Consider the following 18,352-nt stretch of genomic DNA (forward strand, 5'->3'; position numbering starts at 1 on the left):
CCAGAACGCTCACGGGCTGCGTCGGTCGGTCGTGGAGGAGGAAGGCGGGATGGCGACGCTGCCGTAGAACCCGCTCGGCGGCACCGGCAGCAGGTCGGCCGGACGGCCGGGGTAGCCGATGGGGCTGGACCAGACTGCAATCGGCCCGTCTGGCCGAGCACGCGCAATGAAACGGTCAGCCGGACAGGATAGGTGGTGCTTCGTCGGCCGACCGTTTGTCGCCGGCTCGGTTCAAGCGTCGGTCAAGACGCACCAGCCAGTCACGCATCGCGCGCTCTCCTGGCTCTTCCGTCGTGTGGAGCGTCGGGAAGCGACAGAAGGCATCGCGGATGATCTCCTTCAACTGCCAGATCGCTTCGCGCGCGAGCATTGCCAGCTCGGCAATGGCGGTTTGCTGGTCGCCAATATCAACGCTGACCGACGAAAGCTGATCAGGGTGAAGACCCACATCCGCCAGAGAACGCTCCAGCAACTCGACTCGACCGGCCACGAAGGCGCCAGCGGCGTAGTCCTCCAGCTCTGCGCGGGCCTGGCGCCATTCGCCGAATTCTTCGCGAAGACGTTTGAGGCGGTCCGCGTCCACCTGGCCGCGGTCCACATCGGCGTCGTCGACGACCTCTCGCTTCAACAACTCGAAGATGCCCTGCGACATCTCGCGGTCGAACTTGACGTGGTTCAGGCGCAGAATGACAGACAAGCGCTTCCCCGAGCCCCGGGCCTTCTTGTCAAGAACGGCAGCGACCACCTCGGCGAGCAGCATGATGCGTCCGATCATGCTCATCTCACGACCCTTGACTCCCCGCGGATAACCAGTGCCGTCGTGTCGTTCGTGGTGTTCAAGAATCGCTCTGGCTACGGCGGGCGGGTATTCAGGATGCTGCTGGACGATCATCGCGCCAGTGAGCGGGTGCGCATGGAGCTGCCGCCGCTCGGCGGAAGTGAACCTGTGGTCAGCCTGCAGGACCTCGGGATCGATGTGCAGCACGCCGATGTCATGCAACAGGGCGCCGCCGCCAAAGCGCGCAACTCGGCCGCCGCCAGATTCCGGCGCATGCCCAGGTGAAGCGCGATGAGTGAAGCTTGCAGGCTGTGCCCGAAGACGGCGGCCCGGCAATCGCGGGCAACCGTCACCCTGAATGCAATCGGCTTCGGAAGAGCGATGCTGCCGTTGGCGTCCAGCAGTGTTCCACGGTCGCCGGGCTTGGCCGCCAGCCGGCCGTAGAAAGGTCGCTCCGCGAGGAGACGTTCAGCCTGATCGCGCAACTCGTCCCGGGTGACCGTTCTCTCTGCAGAGAGGCTATGATCGATCGGCACTTGTAGCTTGTGATTGAGCAACCGCTGGTAAAGCCTGCCGTCGACCCGCACGCCGCGCTCGACCAGCTCGATGCCTTTGCGGGAATAGACCGCGTCGTGGGCAGCCACGGTTTGCAAGTCCCCGAGCTGAATTGCCGCCTTGAGGTAAGGCTCATCGCCAATCTTGACCATAACTTTTGTTATCGTTACAAGCGGTGCCGTCGATGCGGGCCGAGCATTCGCCTCGCCGCGTGAAACCCGGCTGCTTTCGTCGAATGACCGAATCGGGATGGATCATGATTCGCCGCAATTCTATCGAAACCGAAACGCGCACGGCGCGGCAAGTCACGTCGTCAGGTCCAGGCGCCAGCGAACGACGAGCGCCTGGAAACCTGTCGCGCAGTACCCCGTTCGAGAGGAATTGGGCGGTCAACCATGGTTTTCCGGTCTTGGCGCAGGAACTCCTGGTGAAAGCAGGAAGTCTGTCGCATGCTGTTAATTTGCCAATGGGTCGATTTGGCCCCCTACTGAAGGATTGAAGATGATATTCCGTACTCTCGTCGCTGTCAGCGTTGCTGGATCGTGGCTCTTTGCGCTACCCGCAGCGGCCAACGAATCGACCTTGGCCAAGATCAAGCAGACGTCCACGATCAAGCTTGGCTACCGCGAGAACTCGCCGCCGTTTTCGTTCGTTGCCGATGACAAGAAGGCGCACGGTTACAGCATTGATCTCTGCACGCTGGTGGCCAATGACATCGCCAGGCAATTGGGGATCGCGAAACTGGACGTGCAGTGGGTTCCGGTGAGCGCACAGAGCCGCTTCGAGGCTCTGAAAAGCGGTGCGATCGACATCGAGTGCGGCAACACCACCCAGACGATATCGCGCCGCGCCGACTTCGATTTCAGCCTGATGACCTTTGTCGATGGCGCCAGTTTGCTGTACCGCAGCGGCGAGAATCCGAAATCACTGGACGATATCAAGGGGCAGCGCATCGCAGTGGTGAGCGGAACGACAACTGAAAAGGCGATGGACAAGCTGGTGGCGGGCGAAAAGCTGGGAATTCAGCTGATCAAGGTCAAGGACCATAACGAAGCCCTGGCGGCGCTGCAGAACAAGACAGCAACGGCGTATGCCGCCGATCGCACGGTATTGATCACCACCGCCCTGCTTGGCGGGGAAGGCAAGGCCTATACGGTCGCGGAAAATCAGTTCACCTACGAACCCTATGGGCTGATGATGCGTCGCGACGCCGAGTTGCGACTAGCCGTCGATCGCACGCTGGCACAGCTATATCGCAGCGGCGAGATCGGCCCGGTCCTCCAGAACTGGTTCGGGCCGCTCGGCAAGCCCGGTGAAGTACTGACGGTGATGATTTTGCTGAACGGCCTGCCGGAGTGAACTGAAGCGGGCGCCAGCGAGCGCTCGCGCCGGCTCGGGGGTCCGGAGACGGATCTCCACCCAGCAATCCCGGCCTGACCGATGCCCGCGCAGGCAAGACCCGGCAACGGCAAGAGCCACAACCCGCTTCGGCCTTTCGGAAGGTAACCCGCCGGCTGGCGTCTTCCGGGCAGCCGCGCCATCAGGAGCACTCCATGTCGGCACCAGGCAGCGTCCTCTTCAAGCCCATCGGCATCGGACGACTGGGCCTGCCCGGGCGGCTTTTCAAGACCGCCACTGCGGAAACGCTAGGCACAGCAGACGGCCTTGCCACCGATGCGGTGGTCGACTTCTACGTGCCGATCGCCCGCGGCGGCACGCCGCTGATCATCACCGGCAACATCTACGTCAGCCGCGACGGCAAATCGGCACCGCTGCAACTGGGCGTCGACGACGACGACAAGATCGCCGGTCTGGCCAAAGTGGTCGATGCCGTGCACGCGCAGGGGGCGAAGTTCTTTGCCCAGCTCAATCATTGCGGGCGCCAGGTGATCCCGCGTTTTGCGCAGTCGCCCGAGGCGTTTTCCGCCTCCGACGTGAAGGACCTGCTGACCGGTACCAGACCGCTGCCGCTGACGCCGGCACAGATCCAGCGCCTGGTCGGGCAGTTCGCCGATGCCGCCGAGCGCTGCCAGCGCGCCGGCTTCGACGGAGTACAACTGCATTCGGCCAACGGTTACCTGCTGAGCCAGTTCCTGACGCCCTACACCAATCGGCGCAGCGACCAATACGGCGGCTCGTTGGAGAACCGCACGCGCTTCATCCGCGAGATCATTCAGGCCATCCGCACCCGCCTCGGCCCGGGTTTTCCGGTGATCGTCAAGATGAACGGCTCCGACTGGCTGCCGCTGCGCGACGGCCTGAAGACCGGCGAACTGGTCGAGGCGGCCGTGATGCTGCAGCACGCTGGCATCGACGCGGTCGAAATCTCCGTCGGACACTACGAGTCGGGGTTTCCGATGGTCCGCGGCACCTTCGATCTTTGCCTGCGCAACATGCTGGAGGGCAGCATGCGCTACCTGCCACCACTGCGCCGCAATCTGCTGCGGGTTTTCCGGCCGCTGGTGACGCTGGCCAGCAACCTGCTCTGGAAGGGACGCCAGGGCTATAATCTCGACTACACGCCGCAGTTCAAGCAGCGGCTGGCCATTCCCGTGATCTGCGTCGGCGGCTTTCGCACCCGCGAAGCGATGGAGGCCGCGATCAGTGCCGGCAAGTGCGACGCCGTCTCGGCCGGCCGAGCCTTCATTGCCGACCCCTACTTCTACCGCCACATTCGCGACCAGCAGCCCGGACCACGCTGCGTCGATTGCAACGCCTGTGTCGGCCATCTCGGCGCCCGGCCCGCCGAGTGCTACCACCCGCTAGTCAAAGCCGAAAAGGATGCGATGCTCGCTCGCGAGACGCATTCGGGCACCTAGAATGAGAACGGGAACCAGCGCCTGGCGCAACGCGCGCGCTTGCCAGCCGGACTGTCGACGGGGTTGCCAGACGAGGAGCGTGGTCCGCGAAGAAGCCATGAACTACATGTTGTCCTGGACAAGATTGTGTCACTTTGCTAAATTTCGGTAGTCAGCGCGCTGACAGGCCAATCTATCGACACTTTTGCCCAGGACAGCATGCCAAGCCAACCAGAAATGAACATCAGTGCTGTCGAGCGCGATACCGGTCTGGGCAAGGACACCTTGCGCGTCTGGGAGCGTCGTTACGGCTTCCCGCGACCGGATCGCGACGACCATGGCGAACGCGTCTACCCCGCCGAACAGGTCGAGCGGCTACGCCTGATGAAGCGCTTGATCGATCAGGGTCACCGCCCCGGTCGGCTGTTTGCCGCCAGCGAGCAGGAGTTTGCCGAGTTGTGCAGGGCATGCGTATCGCCCAGACGCAGCGACCTCGGGCAGCGCGAGGCACTGGTTCGTCAGACGATCGAGCTGGTCAAGGCGAACGAAGTCCGCGCTCTGCGCGCCTTGCTCAACCAGGCGATGATGCGGCTCGGCCTGCAACGCTTCGTGATCGAAGTGGTCGCGCCGCTCAATGACGCCGTCGGCGAAGCGTGGATGAGCGGCGAGTTGCAAGTCTTCGAGGAACATCTCTACACCGAACAGGTCAAGTCGCTGCTGCGCCAGGCTATCGGCAGCCTGCCGACAGCCGTCGCAGATCCCCGCATCGTGTTGACGACGCCGCCGGATGAACAACATGTGCTGGGTCTGTTGATGGTCGAGGCCCTGCTCGTACTCGATGGCGCCAGCTGCATTTCACTGGGCACCCAGACGCCGCTGGCAGACATCCGGATGGCCGCCCAGGCGCACGACGCGGACCTCGTTGCGATTTCCCTTTCGGCCGCCTTCCCGGGACGCCAGGTCGGCACGCTGGTCAGCCAGTTGCGGCAGATGCTGCCGGCAAGGGTCGAACTGTGGGTTGGCGGCAGCGGCGCGCAACGCGCGGCGCCCGCCGCCGGCGTCGTACTGGTGCCGACTCTGCCGGCGGCGCTCGAAGCCCTCGAAGCCTGGCGAAGTCGTCATTCCGGCAGCGCCTGAGGGGCCAGTGACCGTCGCTGCGCGTCGGGGCAGATTCGGCCAGCGGCGGCCGGAATAGGCCAAACACGCTGCGCTCACGGCTAACGGTCAGGCAGGTCGACCTACTCTGCCGCCTTCTGCTCGATCCGCTTGCTGTGGCGGCTCAGGCTGCCACTCAGTTGACCGACGATTTCCGAGGCGGCGTTGATGATCTGGCTTGACCCGAAGCCGGCACGGGTCATTTCCTTGTAGAACGATTTCGCCAGGATCCGGGCCACCTGGTCCGGGTTCTTGACGGCGCCCGCCAGCGCGCTGGCAATATCGCGTTCGGCGAACTGCATCAGCGCCAGCTGGGCGAAGCGCGACTTGAGCACGTTCTGCAGTTGCACCACCTGAATCGCCTTGCCGACAAACAGCGCGACCACCTCGAGCAGGTTCAGGTCATGCCGGTTGAAGCGGCGTCCATCCAGATGCCCGCTGATATTGATCACCCCGATGGTCCGGCCATCGACGCCGATCGGAGCGCAAAGCAGGCTTTTTGCCGGATCGTCGGCACGCCGCGCCGACAGCGCGAATTCAGACCGATCGATGTCCTCGATCAGCAATGCCTCGCCGGTGGCAACCACCCGTCCGGCTATGCCTTCGCCGGGATGGGCGGACTCCCTGTAGGCGGCTGCCGGCAGCGGTCCGCAGTTGCCACAGACGCGCATGCACACGCTTCCCATGTCGTCATCGGCGAGCAGCATCAGCGAGCAGCTTTCGGCGTTGAGCACCTTTGCCGAAATCGCCGCCAGCTGACGCATGTTGTCGTCGAAGCTGCCTTCTTCCAGACAGGTGGAGAGATCCTGCAGTTTGATCAGTGAATTTTCGTGGTCACCCATAACCGTCCCGAGAGAAGCCCGGAAATTCGATTATAGGCGTGAAAACAACGCCTGTTTCATGGTCTTCCGTTCGCCGGAACGGATTCAAGGGCTCACGGCCCGCCTCGTCAGCGAATGTGTTGATGGATCGCTGCCCCGAAGCCGATGAGCAGGCCCTCCCGGTTCCGGGAAGCTGCGCTAGCGCGCAGGCAGTCGTCTGATCACTGCCAGACCGGCTGGCTGAAGCGCCGCCGCAGGTCATCCGGGATCGGCACGATCTTCATCCGATTGTACTGGTCGGCAATACGCTGATAGGTGCCGTCGGCTTTCACCTCCTCCAGGGCCTTCGCCCACTTCTCGGCTTCGGCGTCGGGCAGGTCTTTCGAACCCGCGAGGTAGATCTCGCTCTTGCGGACGATCTCGCCGAAGTTCAGCGCCTCGAGGTTGGCACCGACCTCGTGCATCGCATAGATCACCATCAACCGCGGCGCCAGCCACGCGTCGATCCGGCGTTGCTGTATCAGGCGTGCGTTCAGCCACTCCTCGTGCTGCGGCCGAATGCGCGTGAAGCCACGCTCCTTGAGCAGCGCCTCGGCGCCGGAACCACTCAAGACTCCGATCGGCCGGTCCTTGACCTTGTCGAGGCTCGACACGTCGATACCGGCACCGCCGACGACGACCAGGTCGTCGGTGTAGATCCTGGCCAGCCAGCGATACTGATTCTCGCGCTCCGGGCTGCGGGTCAGGGCCAGGATGCCGATATTCGGCCGGGTCCGGGCAATCCGCTGCGCGGCTTCCCAGGGCATGAACTCGATGAGACCGGTGTGCCCGACGCGCTTGGCCATCTCGACCACCACTTCGTAGACAAAGCCCTGTCCGACACCAGGCGTGTCGGCGACGCTGACCGGCGGGATCTGGAAGGTGTAGGGCGGCAGCTCCGCAGCCAGCAGACGCAGTTCCCCGGCCCGCTGTTGCGCCTGCACCCCGGAGTACGGCGCCGACGCCAGCAGCGCGGCGAGGAAAACGATCAGGATGCGCACCGGCGTCCTCCTCAGAAAGTGCCGAACATGCCGTTGAGAACGATCACCACGATCATCGCCATCAGGGGGAAAGCGACCGCGACCATGAAGATGTCGAAGTACGACTGTTTGTGGTTCAGTCCGCAAATGGCCAGCAGGGTGATTACCGCGCCGTTGTGCGGCAAGGCGTCGAGGCCTCCCGAGGCCAGCGCCGCGACGCGATGCAGGATTTGTGGGCTGATGTTCGCCGCCTGCGCCAGATCGAGGTAGGTCTGCCCGACCGCCTGGAGGGCGATGCTCATTCCCCCCGAGGCCGACCCGGTAATACCGGCCAGCACGTTCACCACGATCGCCAGGCCGATCACCGGGTTGTCGGTCAGCGACATCAGCCAGTCACGGATGATCAGGAATGAGGCCAGGCTGGCGATCACCGCGCCATAAGCGACCTCGGAACCGACGTTGAGAATCGGCAGCATCGAGCCGAGCGCGCCGTCGGTCAAGGATTGGCGAACGTTGGCGAAGCGCTTCCAGGTCAGAGCGATCAGCACTGCACAGGAAATCAGCATCGCCAGAATGATCGCCCAGGTGCCAGCGACGGCAGAGACGGTCGTCTTGCCGTACTTGGGCAACGCCAGGTAGTCGGTATCCAGCGAGGGGATGACGTACTTGCTGAAGACGAAGTTCAGCGCCAGGACCAGGACTACCGGGACGATCGCCACCGCGAACGAAGGCATGTCACCCACCGGTGCCGGCGGTGGCGTGGCGGCCGTCGCGAATGGTCCATCGTCGCCGTAGCCTTCGCCGGCGATGCGCGCGCGCCGCGCCCGCATCATCAGCCACGCGCTGCCGCAGCCGAACATCAGCAGCCCGGCGATCAGCCCGAGGCCCGGCGCCGCGAAAGCGTCGGTGTGAAAGTACGGCATCGGGATGGCGTTCTGAATCGCCGGGGATCCGGGCAACGCCGACATCGTGAAGGTGAACGAACCGAGCGCGATGGCCGCCGGAATCAGGCGTTTCGGCAGGTTTCCCTCGCGAAACATCTGGATGGCGACCGGGAACACCGCGAAGGCGACGACAAAAAGCGACACGCCGCCGTAGGTGAGAACGCCGCAAGCGAGGATGATGGCGATGATCGCGCGCTCCTTGCCGGTCCATTCGACGATCTTGTGAGCGATGGTCCGCGCGCAACCCGAGTCGTCCATCAGCTTGCCGAAGACGGCGCCCAGCAGGAACAGCGGGAAGAACTTGATCAGGTAGTTGCCCAGCGCGGGCATGAAGACCTGCGTGTAAGTGGCGATGACCGGTGCGTCGAGCCCGCCGAACATCAGGCCGACGATCGCGCAGATCGGCGCGATGATGATCACGTTCCAGCCCCGATAGGCCAGCGCGATGAGCAGCACCAGCGATACCACAATCCCAAGAATCCCGAACACAGGCACCCCCCCTTGACGTGACGTGGGAAATCAGACGCATTCGTACTGCGCGGCGGAGTATCTCCCTCTTTCGCGCGAGCCGTCAATCGAATGTTCGCTCGTTGGTTTCGCGACCGGATTGCGGCGTCGAGCGCGGAGGCCGCGCGGCGTGCTGGTGTAGAATGGCGCCGCGCAAGCGAGAGCCGCCCGCAGGGGCACCGTTGTTCACCGCGCAAGTCTCATGATAGACCCGACGTGGTAGACCGGCCGCTTGCCGGCCAGCCGTTTTCCCTGACTGATGATCCCGACAACGACCCCTTCCCCCTCACCTGGCCCGGCTCCTTCAACCAACCCCTTCGCCGACTGCCTGGCGCTCGACCAGCGTCGCCTGCGCTCGCTGACGCGCGACCTCCGGCATTTCTTCGGCGCCAAGCGCGAGGCGCGGCTGGCCGAGCGCGACAGCTTGCTCGAACAGTCGCGGGCGGCCGTCGCTGCCCGCCGAGCGCGGTTGCCGAAACCGCTCTTTGCCGACGACCTGCCGGTCAACGGCCGACGCGGCGAAATTGCCGAACTGATCGTTAAGCATCAAGTGCTGATCGTCTGCGGCGAAACAGGCTCCGGGAAGACCACGCAGATCCCCAAGATCTGCCTCGAAATCGGCCGTGGCAGCGCCGGGCTGATCGGTCACACCCAGCCCCGCCGGATTGCCGCGCGGTCGACCGCCGCGCGCATCGCGCAGGAACTGCAGAGTGAGGTCGGCCGGCTGGTGGGTTACAAGATCCGCTTCAGCGATCGCACCTCGCCGGATGCCTTCGTCAAACTGATGACCGACGGCATCCTGCTGGCCGAGACGCAGGGTGACGCCTGGCTCGAGCGCTACGACACCTTGATCATCGACGAGGCGCACGAGCGCAGCCTGAACATCGATTTCCTGCTCGGCTACCTCAAGCAGTTGCTGCCCAGGCGTCGCGATCTGAAGCTGATCATCACCTCGGCGACGATCGACGCCGAGCGTTTTTCGCAGCACTTCGACGACGCGCCGGTGATCGAAGTCTCGGGTCGTCTGCATCCGGTCGAGCTGCGCTACCGGCCGCTGCAGAAGGTCGAGGACGAGCCAGCCGGCGACGATCAGCGCGATCTGTACCAGGCGATCGTTGATGCCTGCGACGAACTGCACTGCGCCGGGCCGGGCGATGTGCTGGTGTTTCTACCCGGCGAGCGCGAAATCCGCGAGGCGGCCGAGGCCCTGCGCAAGCACCACCTGCCGCACACCGAGATCCTTCCCTTGTTCGCGCGGCTATCGGTCGAGGAGCAGGGACGGATCTTCAAACCGCACGTCGGTCGCCGGATCGTACTGGCAACCAATGTCGCCGAGACCTCGCTGACCGTCCCGGGAATCCGCTACGTCGTCGATTCCGGGCTGGCGCGGATCAAGCGTTATTCGTACCGCAACAAGGTCGAACAGCTGCAGATCGAGAAGATCTCGCAGGCTTCGGCCAACCAGCGCGCGGGGCGCTGCGGCCGGGTCGCCGCCGGCGTCTGCATCCGTCTCTACGACGAGCAGGACTTCGGCTCCCGACCACCGTACTCGGAGCCCGAGATTCAGCGCTCTTCGCTGGCTGGCGTGATCCTGCGCATGAAGGGTCTGCGCCTCGGTGACGTCGAGGATTTCCCGTTCCTCGAAGCACCGCCGCAGAAGGCGATCAGCGACGGTTACCAGCTGCTGCTCGAACTCGGCGCGGTCACCGCCGAGCACGCGCTGACGCCGGTCGGCCAGGAACTGGCGAAAATACCGCTCGATCCGCGCCTGGGACGGATGATCGTCGCCGCTCGCGACGAAGGCTGCCTGCGCGAGGTACTGGTGATCGCCGCCGCACTGAGCGTGCAGGATCCGCGCGAGCGTCCGCAGGAAAGGCAGGGCAGCGCTGACGCCGCGCACCGCAAGTTTGCCGACGAGAAGTCTGAGTTCCTTGCATGGCTCAAGCTCTGGGACTGGTATCAGGCCGAACTCGACCACCGCAAGTCGCAGCGCAAGCTGGTCGAAGCCTGCCACGCCAACTTCCTGTCGGCGCTGCGGATGCGTGAGTGGCACGACATCCATGGGCAGCTGCACGCACTGGCGGCCGAGCACCAATGGCGCGAGAACCAGCTACCGGCAACATACGACGCGATTCACCGTGCGCTGCTCGCCGGCCTGCTCGGCAACATCGGCTGCAAGTCGGAGGAAGCGGCGCATTACCTCGGCGCGCGCGGCATCAAGCTGCTGATTCACCCGGCTTCGGCGCTGCAGAAGAAAGCCGGCAAGTGGATCGTCGCCGCCGAGATCAGCGAAACGACGCGGCTGTTCGCGCGCTGCGTCGCGCGTATCGAACCCGAGTGGCTGGAGCGCGTCGGCGCCCACCTGCTGAAGCGCAGCCACTTCGACCCGCACTGGGAGAAGAAGGCGATGCAGGCGATCGCTTTCGAGCGGATCACGCTGCACGGGATCGTCGTCGATCCGCGCCGGCGGGTAAACTTCGGGCCGCTGAATCCACCGGCGGCGCGCGAGATCTTCATCCGCCAGGCGCTGGTAGAAGGCGAGGTCAGCGAAGAGTTCGCCAGGCGCTGGGCGTTCTTTACCCACAATCAGCAGCTGATCCTCGAGATCGAGACGCTCGAACACAAGTCGCGCCGGCCCGACGTGCTGGTCGACGACGAGCTGATCTTCACCTTCTACGACCAGATCATCCCCGATGGCATCTACAGCGGCGCCACTTTCGACAAGTGGCGCAGCGAGGCAGAACGCGAACAACCGCGCCTGCTGCACCTGCTGCGCGAAGACCTGATGCGCCATGAGGCCGCCGGCATCACCAGCGAGGCGTTCCCGCACCAACTGCGGCTTGGCGGCGTCGACTACCCGCTGGCCTATCACTTCGAGCCCGGGAGCGCGCGCGACGGCGTGACCCTTACCGTGCCGCTGGCGCAGCTGAATCAGCTTCCCGCGGCGCGCTGCGAATGGCTGGTGCCGGGGCTGCTGAAGGAAAAGGTGGTGCAGCTGGTGAAGACCCTGCCGCAACGGATTCGTGCCAAGCTGGTGCCGGTTCCCGACTTTGCTGCCGAGTTCGTCGCGCAGGTGCCGCCAGTGGACAAGCCGCTGGTGAGCGCACTGATTGGATTCATCGTCCAGTCGCGCGGGCTCAACGCCCGTGGCTGGGAAATCACGCCCGACGCCTTTCGCCCCGACGCCGTGCCGGCGCACTTGAACTTCAATTTCCGCCTGATTGACGACAACGGCCGCCAGCTCGGCATCAGCCGCAAGCTGAGCGAGCTGCGCAGTGAGTGGGGGCGCGAGGCCAAGCAGGAATTCGCCGAGTTGCACGAAACTCCGGCCGAGTTGTCGGGATTAACCGACTGGAGTTTCGGCGAGTTGGCGGAGCTGATCGAAGTCAACGTCGGCAGCAGCCAGAGCGTTCTCGGCTACCCCGGACTGGCCGACGACGGCGACAGTGTCTCGGTGCGCGTCTTCGATTCGCCCGGTGAGGCGCTGCGATCGCATGCCGCGGGTCTGCTGCGACTGTTCATGCTGCAGTTCGGCGAGCAGCTGAAGCACCTCGAAAAGAATCTGCCTGGCCTGACCCAGATGGCAATGCAGTTCATGGCGCTCGGCACGCTCGACGAACTGCGGCGTCACTTGCTCGAACTTGCGGTCGCACGCGCCTGCCTGATCGAACCGTGGCCGACCGATGCGACCAGCTTCGAGGCGCGCTGCCTGCAGGCCAGGCCGCGAGTGGGGCTGCTGGCCCAGGAGATCGCCCGCCTGGTGGGGCAGATTCTCGCCGAGTGGCTGGCGCTGCACAAGAAGCTGCCGGCGTTCAAGGCATACGGCAGCACGGTGCACGACATCGAGGGACAATTGGCCCGGCTGATCGGCAAACGCTTCATTGCCGACACGCCCTTCGAGCGCCTGCAGCACTTTCCCCGCTATCTGAAGGCGATCGCGCTGCGCCTGGACAAGCTCAAAGCGGGCGGCGCCCAGGGCGCGGCCCGCGATGCGCGCTTGCTGGCCGAGTACCTGCCGCTGTGGACAAACTACCAGCGACGCGCCATCGTGTTGGCCAAACAGGGCGTCAGCGACCCGCAACTCGAACAGTTCCGCTGGTTGCTCGAGGAACTGCGGGTACACCTGTTCGCGCAGGAGCTGCGGACCCCGTCGCCGATCTCGAGCAAGCGTCTGCAGAAGATGTGGGAAGGCATGTGACCGACCGTAGCGATAGCGATCGTGGGCAAGGAGATGAACAGTGAGTGAGATCGTGTTGGCAATGGGGCGCAGCCTGCGTACGCTCGGCCGCGGGCGCGTCTGGCTGTTGTTTTTCGGGCCAGCGGTGGTCGCGGTTGTGGTCTGGATCGGGCTGACGGTATTCGCCCTCGAAAGCCTGATTGGTCTCCTGGTAGACCAGCCGCCGCTGACCTGGCTGGCCGGCTGGGGAGCGGTGTGGCTGGCCAAGCTGGGCGCGGTACTCGGCGGCTGGCTGTTGATTCTCGCCGCCGCTTTCGTCACCGCGATGCTGCTGGCGGCGATCTTCGTCATGCCACTGCTGCTCGATCACGTCGCCCGCGCCGATTACCCGGAACTGGCGCGAGTCGGCAAGGACAGCCTGACCGCGGGCGCCTGGAACAGCATTGCCGCAGTACTGCTGTACCTCATCGGCTGGCTGCTGACGCTGCCGCTGTGGTTGATTCCCGGGCTTGGCCTGCTGCTGCCGATCCTGTGGATGGCCTGGTTGACGCGTCGAACGTTTGCCTACGACGCGCTCACGGTGCACGCCACCGGGCAGGAGTGGCGCGAACTGCGCCGCCAGCAGGGCTGGCCGCTGCTGCTGCTCGGGGTCGTGCTGGCACTGCTGGCGCATGTCCCGGTGCTCGGTCTGCTGACCCCGACGCTGGCGGCACTGGCGTATACGCACTTCTGCCTCGAGGCGCTTAGGCGCTTGCGGCAGGGAGCGCTGGTGGCAGTAATCAACGAGCCGCCGGCGCTGAAGGAAAGACCATGACTTTCGGGGCGATCATCATCGGCGACGAGATCCTCTCGGGGAAGCGCAGCGACCGCCACTTTTCCAGGATCGCCGAGTTGCTCGGCGCACGCGGTCTGCGGCTAGCGTGGGTGGAGTACCTGGGCGACGATCGCGCGCGCCTGGCGGCGACCCTGAAGCGCAGCCTGGCCGCCGGCGACATTGTTTTCAGCTTCGGCGGCATCGGCAATACGCCGGACGATCAGACCCGGCAGGCGGCGGCCGAAGCGCTGGGCGTCGACCTGGTCCTGCATCCCGATGCGGAACGCGAACTCCGCAGCCGTTTCGGCGACCAGACCAACGACGTCCGTCTGCTGCTGGGGACATTCCCGCGCGGCGTGGACATCATCCCCAACCCGTTCAACCGCATTCCAGGATTCCGCGTACGCGATCATCACTTTGTTCCCGGCTTTCCGCAGATGGCGCACCCGATGGTCGAATGGGCGCTCGACACCTTCTACGGCGGGCTTTTTCACCGCCAGCCAAGCGTTGAGAAAGCGTTCCTGCTGACCGGTGCGAACAGTTACGAGAGCGCCCTGCTCGATCTGATGGAACGGATCGTCACCGAGTTTCCAACGCTACGCCTGTTCAGCCTGCCATCGATATCAGACGACGGGCAGCGGCGACACCTCGAACTCGGCGTCGAAGGCCAGCCGGCACTGGTCGACGCCGCCATGAGCAGCATCCGCCAGGAAGTCGAACGGCGCGGCATCAACTGGCAGTGGCGGCCTTAGGCGAGATCCAGGACATTGCAGCGGCCATAGCGGAACCGAGGCTGCCGGTCAACGAACGAACCCCGACCGCGGCCGGGGTACAGATTGGCGCCGGATCAGCCGGCAAACGCCTCTTACTTCTTCGGGGTCAGGGCCGCGGCCGCCTGCGCCGTGGCGGTTGAAGCCGCCTTGATATTGGTGTCGACGATGTCGGTCATCTGCTTGGCCATCTGCGAAATGTTTTCGAAGGCGGTGGTCGAAGCGTTCATCATCTGCTTCATCGCTCCGGAGAACACGTCGCCGGCAATCGGCGCAGCACTGCTCTTGTCGACCAGGCCCGAAGCCGTCTGGCTCATGGCGCTGTACTGCTGTTCCATTACCGAAGTGATTTCGCGCTGCATGTTGGCTGCCAGGTCGTACAGACCGCGTGAGTATTCCAGGAGCTTTTCAACGTTGGGCTGCGCCAGCGAACCGGCGACGCTGGTCAGTTGCTGCGGGTCCTTGATTTCCATCAACTGCTGCGCACCGCTGGCGCTGGAGTTGAACAGGTCGCGGCTGGCCGCCAGATTGAGGGCAGAGAGTTGTTCCATGCCGTGGAAAGCGGTGCGCACCAGCGTCATCATGACTTGTGCGTTGGCTTTCTGGCTCTGGGCGAGTTTGTCGAGATCGATGGTGTTCATGAATTCCTCCGTAAATGGCAATGATAAGACGCCTAAGGCGCGTGACGGAAAATCGAGGAAGCGTGAACACAGCGACACGCTCTTCCCGCCCCGTTATGGGTACTGCTGTTCAACGCCTACCGGATGGCAGCGGCCAAGCGCCCCAATAAAAGAAACCCCCGAATGCTGCCGGGGGCTCCTCGTACGCTTGCTGGTCAGACAGCCGCATCGAGCCCGATAGGCGCGGGCACGCTTACTTCTTGGTCGCAGCGGCGGTAGCGCCAACGGCCTTGACGGTGGCGTTGGTCGCTGCCGCCACGTTCGACTCGGCAATGTCGGCAACCTGTTTGGCGGCCTTGTTCATACTGTCGAAAGCCGAAGTAGCCGACGCGATGGCCGACTTGACGGCCGAAACAGCAACATCGGAACCAACCGGCGCGTTCTTGGCCGCCTTTTCGAGCAGCGCGAAGACCTGCTTCTGGAAGTCGGCGAACTGCGCCTCGAGCAGCTTGGAGACTTCTTCCTTCGACTGCGCCGAGATTTCATAGACGCTGCGGGTGTAGGCAACGGCCTTTTCGAGGTTCGGCTGGGCAAGCGAAGCCTGCACCGAGAACAGCTCCTGGGCGTTCTTCGCACCGAGCATCGCCTTGGCGTTGCTGACGCCGTCTTCCAGCATCGAACGGGCGGTATTCAGGTTGAGCGCTGCGATGCGCTCGGCGCTGGCCAGAGCCGTGTTGGCCAAGGTTAGCATGGCGTCGACGGAAGCCTTGTTGGCGGCGGCGAATTGTTCGGGCGTGGTAAACATGGTCAATCTCCTCAAATGAGTTAGGGGTACAACAAACATGTGCAATGTTGAACTCCTCGGTCCCGCGCCTCTTGGCACCCAGACCTTTTGTTGCACTGCACCATGGACATCATTATAGGCGCCGCTGAGGGCTTGTCAAGCGTTTTTTGGTGCAGCGCAACATACTTCGTACGACGATGTTTTTTATGACGTTCTCAGGACAATTTCATACCCGGCACGGGTGGCGGCAGCTGCACGCCCAGTTGCGCACCCGCTTCACTTGCCGCCGGTTTTCGCGCTCGGCGCCGCCTTGAGGGTCAGCGGCTCTGCTGGCTGTGCGGCCGGATTGTCGTTCTTGCCGCGCGGCTGGATGATCGCCCGCACGCGCGCCTGCGCCGCCCCGGTGGCGGTCTTGGTGCTGCCGGCGCCGGTGGTGACGAGGTACTTCTCGTTCAGCGCATCATAGGAAATATACGGGCCCCTGACTTCGTCGAGGCCGCTCTTGACCCAGGCACGATTGAAGAATTCGCTTTTTTCCGCACGAGCGTCGTACTCGATGCGTTCGGCCTCGCCCTCGATGAAGTCGTCCTGTCCCTCGCGCTTCTGCCGGAAGCGGGCCAGCCCGTCGGTACCGCCAGTGGCGGTACCCTTCTGAAAACCGTCAGCATCCTGGGTGACCACCAGGCGATTGGTGCGGATCTGGAGAGTGCCCTGGATGAGGACCACGTTCCCTTCGAGAATCTGGACCTTCTTGAGATCGTCGATGCTCAGCCGATCCGCTTCAAGTTGAACGGGTTTCTCGCGGTCCGCGCGCTCGGCCTGCGCCGGCATCGGCGGAACCATCAGCAGCAGGGTGCTGGCGCAGGCGCAGAAATAGGTGTTTTTCATGTCTTGGGCTTTTTCTTGGCCGAATGGCTTTCAATTTGACCGGTAACCCGGGATTCCAGAAGATAGGTCTGCAATCTGTTATCAACCATCATGCCGACGCCCTGAACCCACGAGTTCCCCTGCGTGATCACCACCGAACTCTTGGTGAACGCCTTTTCCTCATCGGTAAGGACTGTCAACTCGGGCGTCTCGACGAGCAGCGGCGGCTGTTTCCCGGTGCCTTCGCGCCGCACTTCGACCTGCTCCCTGAGTTCGACCCGTTCACCTTTGCTGTTCAGATGTCCGCGCACCGCGCTGATACTCACCGGCGGCTTGGTCGGGTTAAAGTAGACCAGCCTGGGCTTGATCAGGTCCACTGTATCGTCATCGGGATAGTGGCGGATTTCTTCGGCAAACAGCGTGTACTTCAGCGTTCCCGTCTGACCGATCTTGCGCACCGTGGCATCGCTGACGACGTAATCAGGATCGTGACGGTGCTTGCCGTCGCCGCGGACCTCGTCGAGTTCTGTCGCATAGCGCAGCCAGAACGTCAGCGCGGCCAGAATCAGCAGAATGCCGATCGGCAGTGCGGCACTGCTCCACTGCTTCATGCGCGACCTTCATTGCCAAGGCACAAGCAGCCTGGCCGGCGAGCGCAGGCAGTCGCGCCGTGGTGGCCGGCGGTTGCAGACATCAGATGACCTTGGCCCTGAAGAGATCGTGCATGTTCAACGCACCGAGCAGGACGCCGCTGTCGTCAACCACCGGAAGCTGGTTGATCTTGTGCTGCTCCATCATCTCGACCGCTTCGACGGCAAGCCGTTCGGGCGTGATCGCGCGTGGCCCTCGACTCATGATGTCGGCCGCCACGAGCAGCCGCAGGTCGAGTCCCTTGGCGAAAGCACGCCGCAAATCGCCGTCGGTGATGATCCCGGTCAGGCGGCGCTCGGGCGTCAACACACTGGTCATGCCGATCCCGCCGCGCGAGATTTCGAGGATCGCGTCGGGCACGCTGGTTTCCGGAACGACCACTGGAAGAGCAGGACCAGCCCGCATGACGTCGCTGACGTGGGTCAACAGGCGCCGCCCGATGGTTCCACCAGGGTGCGAGCGGGCAAAATCCGCAGCGCCGAAACCGCGCGAATCGAGCAGCGCCACCGCCAGTGCGTCGCCGAGCGCCAGGACCGCGGTGGTACTGGCGGTCGGCGCGAGGTTGAGCGGGCACGCTTCCAGCGCAACCGCGGCGTCGAGGTGCACGTCGGACTCGACCGCCAGCGATGAATGCGCCTTGCCGGTCATGCTGATCAACTTGGCTCCGAGCCGCTTGACGATCGGCACGATGGTCAGCAGTTCGGCACTCTCACCGGAATTCGAAATGGCGATCAGAACGTCGTCGCGGGTGATCATTCCGAGGTCGCCGTGGCTGGCCTCGGCGGGATGGACGAAATACGCCGGGGTTCCGGTACTGGACAGCGTCGAAGCGATCTTGCGTCCGACATGACCGGACTTGCCCATGCCGCTGACGATCACCCGTCCGTGGCAGTTGAGAATCAGCGCCAATGCCTGCACAAAGGCCCCGTCGATCCGTTCGGCCAGAGCCAGCACCGCGTCAGCCTCGATCCGTAGAACCTGCCGGGCAAGTTCCAGCGCCTTCGACGATGGACTGATTTGTTTCATTGGCAGGCAGCGATTATCATCCTGAGAGTATAACAGAAGGCCATGCCGCCCCGACCCCGCTCGACC

16 protein-coding genes are annotated in these 18,352 nt (G+C 63.9%); 6 read left to right on the plus strand and 10 right to left on the minus strand.

The features are described from left to right. Positions 1 to 175: 175 nt before the first annotated feature. A complete protein-coding gene (locus tag Q1L50_RS11855; protein ID WP_324602683.1) occupies positions 176 to 985 on the minus strand; it encodes an HD domain-containing phosphohydrolase in 810 nt (269 codons plus the stop codon). Next, complete coding sequence (locus tag Q1L50_RS11860; RefSeq protein WP_300338981.1) at positions 889 to 1,485, minus strand: hypothetical protein; 597 nt, start codon at positions 1,483 to 1,485, stop codon at positions 889 to 891. The genes Q1L50_RS11855 and Q1L50_RS11860 overlap by 97 nt, the downstream gene beginning before the upstream one ends. A 349-nt stretch (positions 1,486 to 1,834) precedes the next feature. On the opposite strand from Q1L50_RS11860, the gene Q1L50_RS11865 reads away from it, so the two are divergent. From Q1L50_RS11865 to Q1L50_RS11875, 3 genes are all read left to right on the plus strand, one after another. Next, positions 1,835 to 2,692, plus strand: coding sequence for an amino acid ABC transporter substrate-binding protein (locus tag Q1L50_RS11865; protein ID WP_300338984.1), 858 nt, complete (start codon positions 1,835 to 1,837; stop codon positions 2,690 to 2,692). Positions 2,693 to 2,886: 194 nt separating this feature from the next. Continuing rightward, positions 2,887 to 4,152 carry an NADH:flavin oxidoreductase gene (locus Q1L50_RS11870; RefSeq protein ID WP_300338985.1) on the plus strand — a complete coding sequence of 422 codons (1,266 nt, stop codon included), beginning with the start codon at positions 2,887 to 2,889 and terminating at the stop codon, positions 4,150 to 4,152. 216 nt (positions 4,153 to 4,368) lie between these two features. Then, positions 4,369 to 5,268, plus strand: coding sequence for a MerR family transcriptional regulator (locus Q1L50_RS11875; RefSeq protein ID WP_300338987.1), 900 nt, complete (start codon positions 4,369 to 4,371; stop codon positions 5,266 to 5,268). 101 nt (positions 5,269 to 5,369) lie between these two features. Here the strand turns inward: Q1L50_RS11875 and Q1L50_RS11880 are convergent, their stop codons facing one another. The 3 genes from Q1L50_RS11880 to Q1L50_RS11890 form a co-directional block, all read right to left on the minus strand. Continuing rightward, complete coding sequence (locus tag Q1L50_RS11880) at positions 5,370 to 6,128, minus strand: GAF domain-containing protein (RefSeq protein WP_300338990.1); 759 nt, start codon at positions 6,126 to 6,128, stop codon at positions 5,370 to 5,372. A gap of 200 nt (positions 6,129 to 6,328) precedes the next feature. Next, positions 6,329 to 7,147 carry a transporter substrate-binding domain-containing protein gene (locus tag Q1L50_RS11885; protein ID WP_300338991.1) on the minus strand — a complete coding sequence of 273 codons (819 nt, stop codon included), beginning with the start codon at positions 7,145 to 7,147 and terminating at the stop codon, positions 6,329 to 6,331. 11 nt (positions 7,148 to 7,158) lie between these two features. Beyond that, entirely contained in the window at positions 7,159 to 8,559 is a 1,401-nt protein-coding gene (locus Q1L50_RS11890) for a GntP family permease (RefSeq protein ID WP_300338994.1), read from the minus strand. Positions 8,560 to 8,836: 277 nt separating this feature from the next. Between Q1L50_RS11890 and hrpA the strand changes: the two genes are divergently transcribed. The 3 genes from hrpA to Q1L50_RS11905 are packed head-to-tail and all read left to right on the plus strand — an operon-like array spanning position 8,837 to position 14,320. Next, entirely contained in the window at positions 8,837 to 12,775 is a 3,939-nt protein-coding gene (hrpA, locus tag Q1L50_RS11895; protein ID WP_300338996.1) for an ATP-dependent RNA helicase HrpA, read from the plus strand. 40 nt (positions 12,776 to 12,815) lie between these two features. After that, positions 12,816 to 13,568, plus strand: coding sequence for an EI24 domain-containing protein (locus Q1L50_RS11900; RefSeq protein ID WP_300338999.1), 753 nt, complete (start codon positions 12,816 to 12,818; stop codon positions 13,566 to 13,568). Then, a complete protein-coding gene (locus Q1L50_RS11905) occupies positions 13,565 to 14,320 on the plus strand; it encodes a molybdopterin-binding protein (RefSeq protein WP_300339002.1) in 756 nt (251 codons plus the stop codon). The genes Q1L50_RS11900 and Q1L50_RS11905 overlap by 4 nt, the downstream gene beginning before the upstream one ends. A 113-nt stretch (positions 14,321 to 14,433) precedes the next feature. Here Q1L50_RS11905 and Q1L50_RS11910 read toward each other — a convergent pair whose 3' ends face one another. From Q1L50_RS11910 to Q1L50_RS11930, 5 genes are all read right to left on the minus strand, one after another. Beyond that, on the minus strand, positions 14,434 to 14,979 hold the full coding sequence (locus Q1L50_RS11910) for a phasin family protein (RefSeq protein ID WP_300339005.1): 546 nt from the start codon (positions 14,977 to 14,979) through the stop codon (positions 14,434 to 14,436). Between the two features lie 232 nt (positions 14,980 to 15,211). Further along, entirely contained in the window at positions 15,212 to 15,763 is a 552-nt protein-coding gene (locus tag Q1L50_RS11915) for a phasin family protein (RefSeq protein WP_300339007.1), read from the minus strand. Between the two features lie 255 nt (positions 15,764 to 16,018). Then, entirely contained in the window at positions 16,019 to 16,630 is a 612-nt protein-coding gene (lptA, locus tag Q1L50_RS11920; RefSeq protein ID WP_300339010.1) for a lipopolysaccharide transport periplasmic protein LptA, read from the minus strand. Next, a complete protein-coding gene (gene lptC / locus Q1L50_RS11925) occupies positions 16,627 to 17,220 on the minus strand; it encodes an LPS export ABC transporter periplasmic protein LptC (RefSeq protein WP_300339013.1) in 594 nt (197 codons plus the stop codon). The genes lptA and lptC overlap by 4 nt, the downstream gene beginning before the upstream one ends. An 82-nt stretch (positions 17,221 to 17,302) precedes the next feature. Next, complete coding sequence (locus Q1L50_RS11930) at positions 17,303 to 18,286, minus strand: KpsF/GutQ family sugar-phosphate isomerase (protein ID WP_300339016.1); 984 nt, start codon at positions 18,284 to 18,286, stop codon at positions 17,303 to 17,305. Positions 18,287 to 18,352 lie beyond the last annotated feature (66 nt).

The organism is Accumulibacter sp. (assembly GCF_029255145.1).
Lineage (GTDB): Bacteria > Pseudomonadota > Gammaproteobacteria > Burkholderiales > Rhodocyclaceae > Accumulibacter.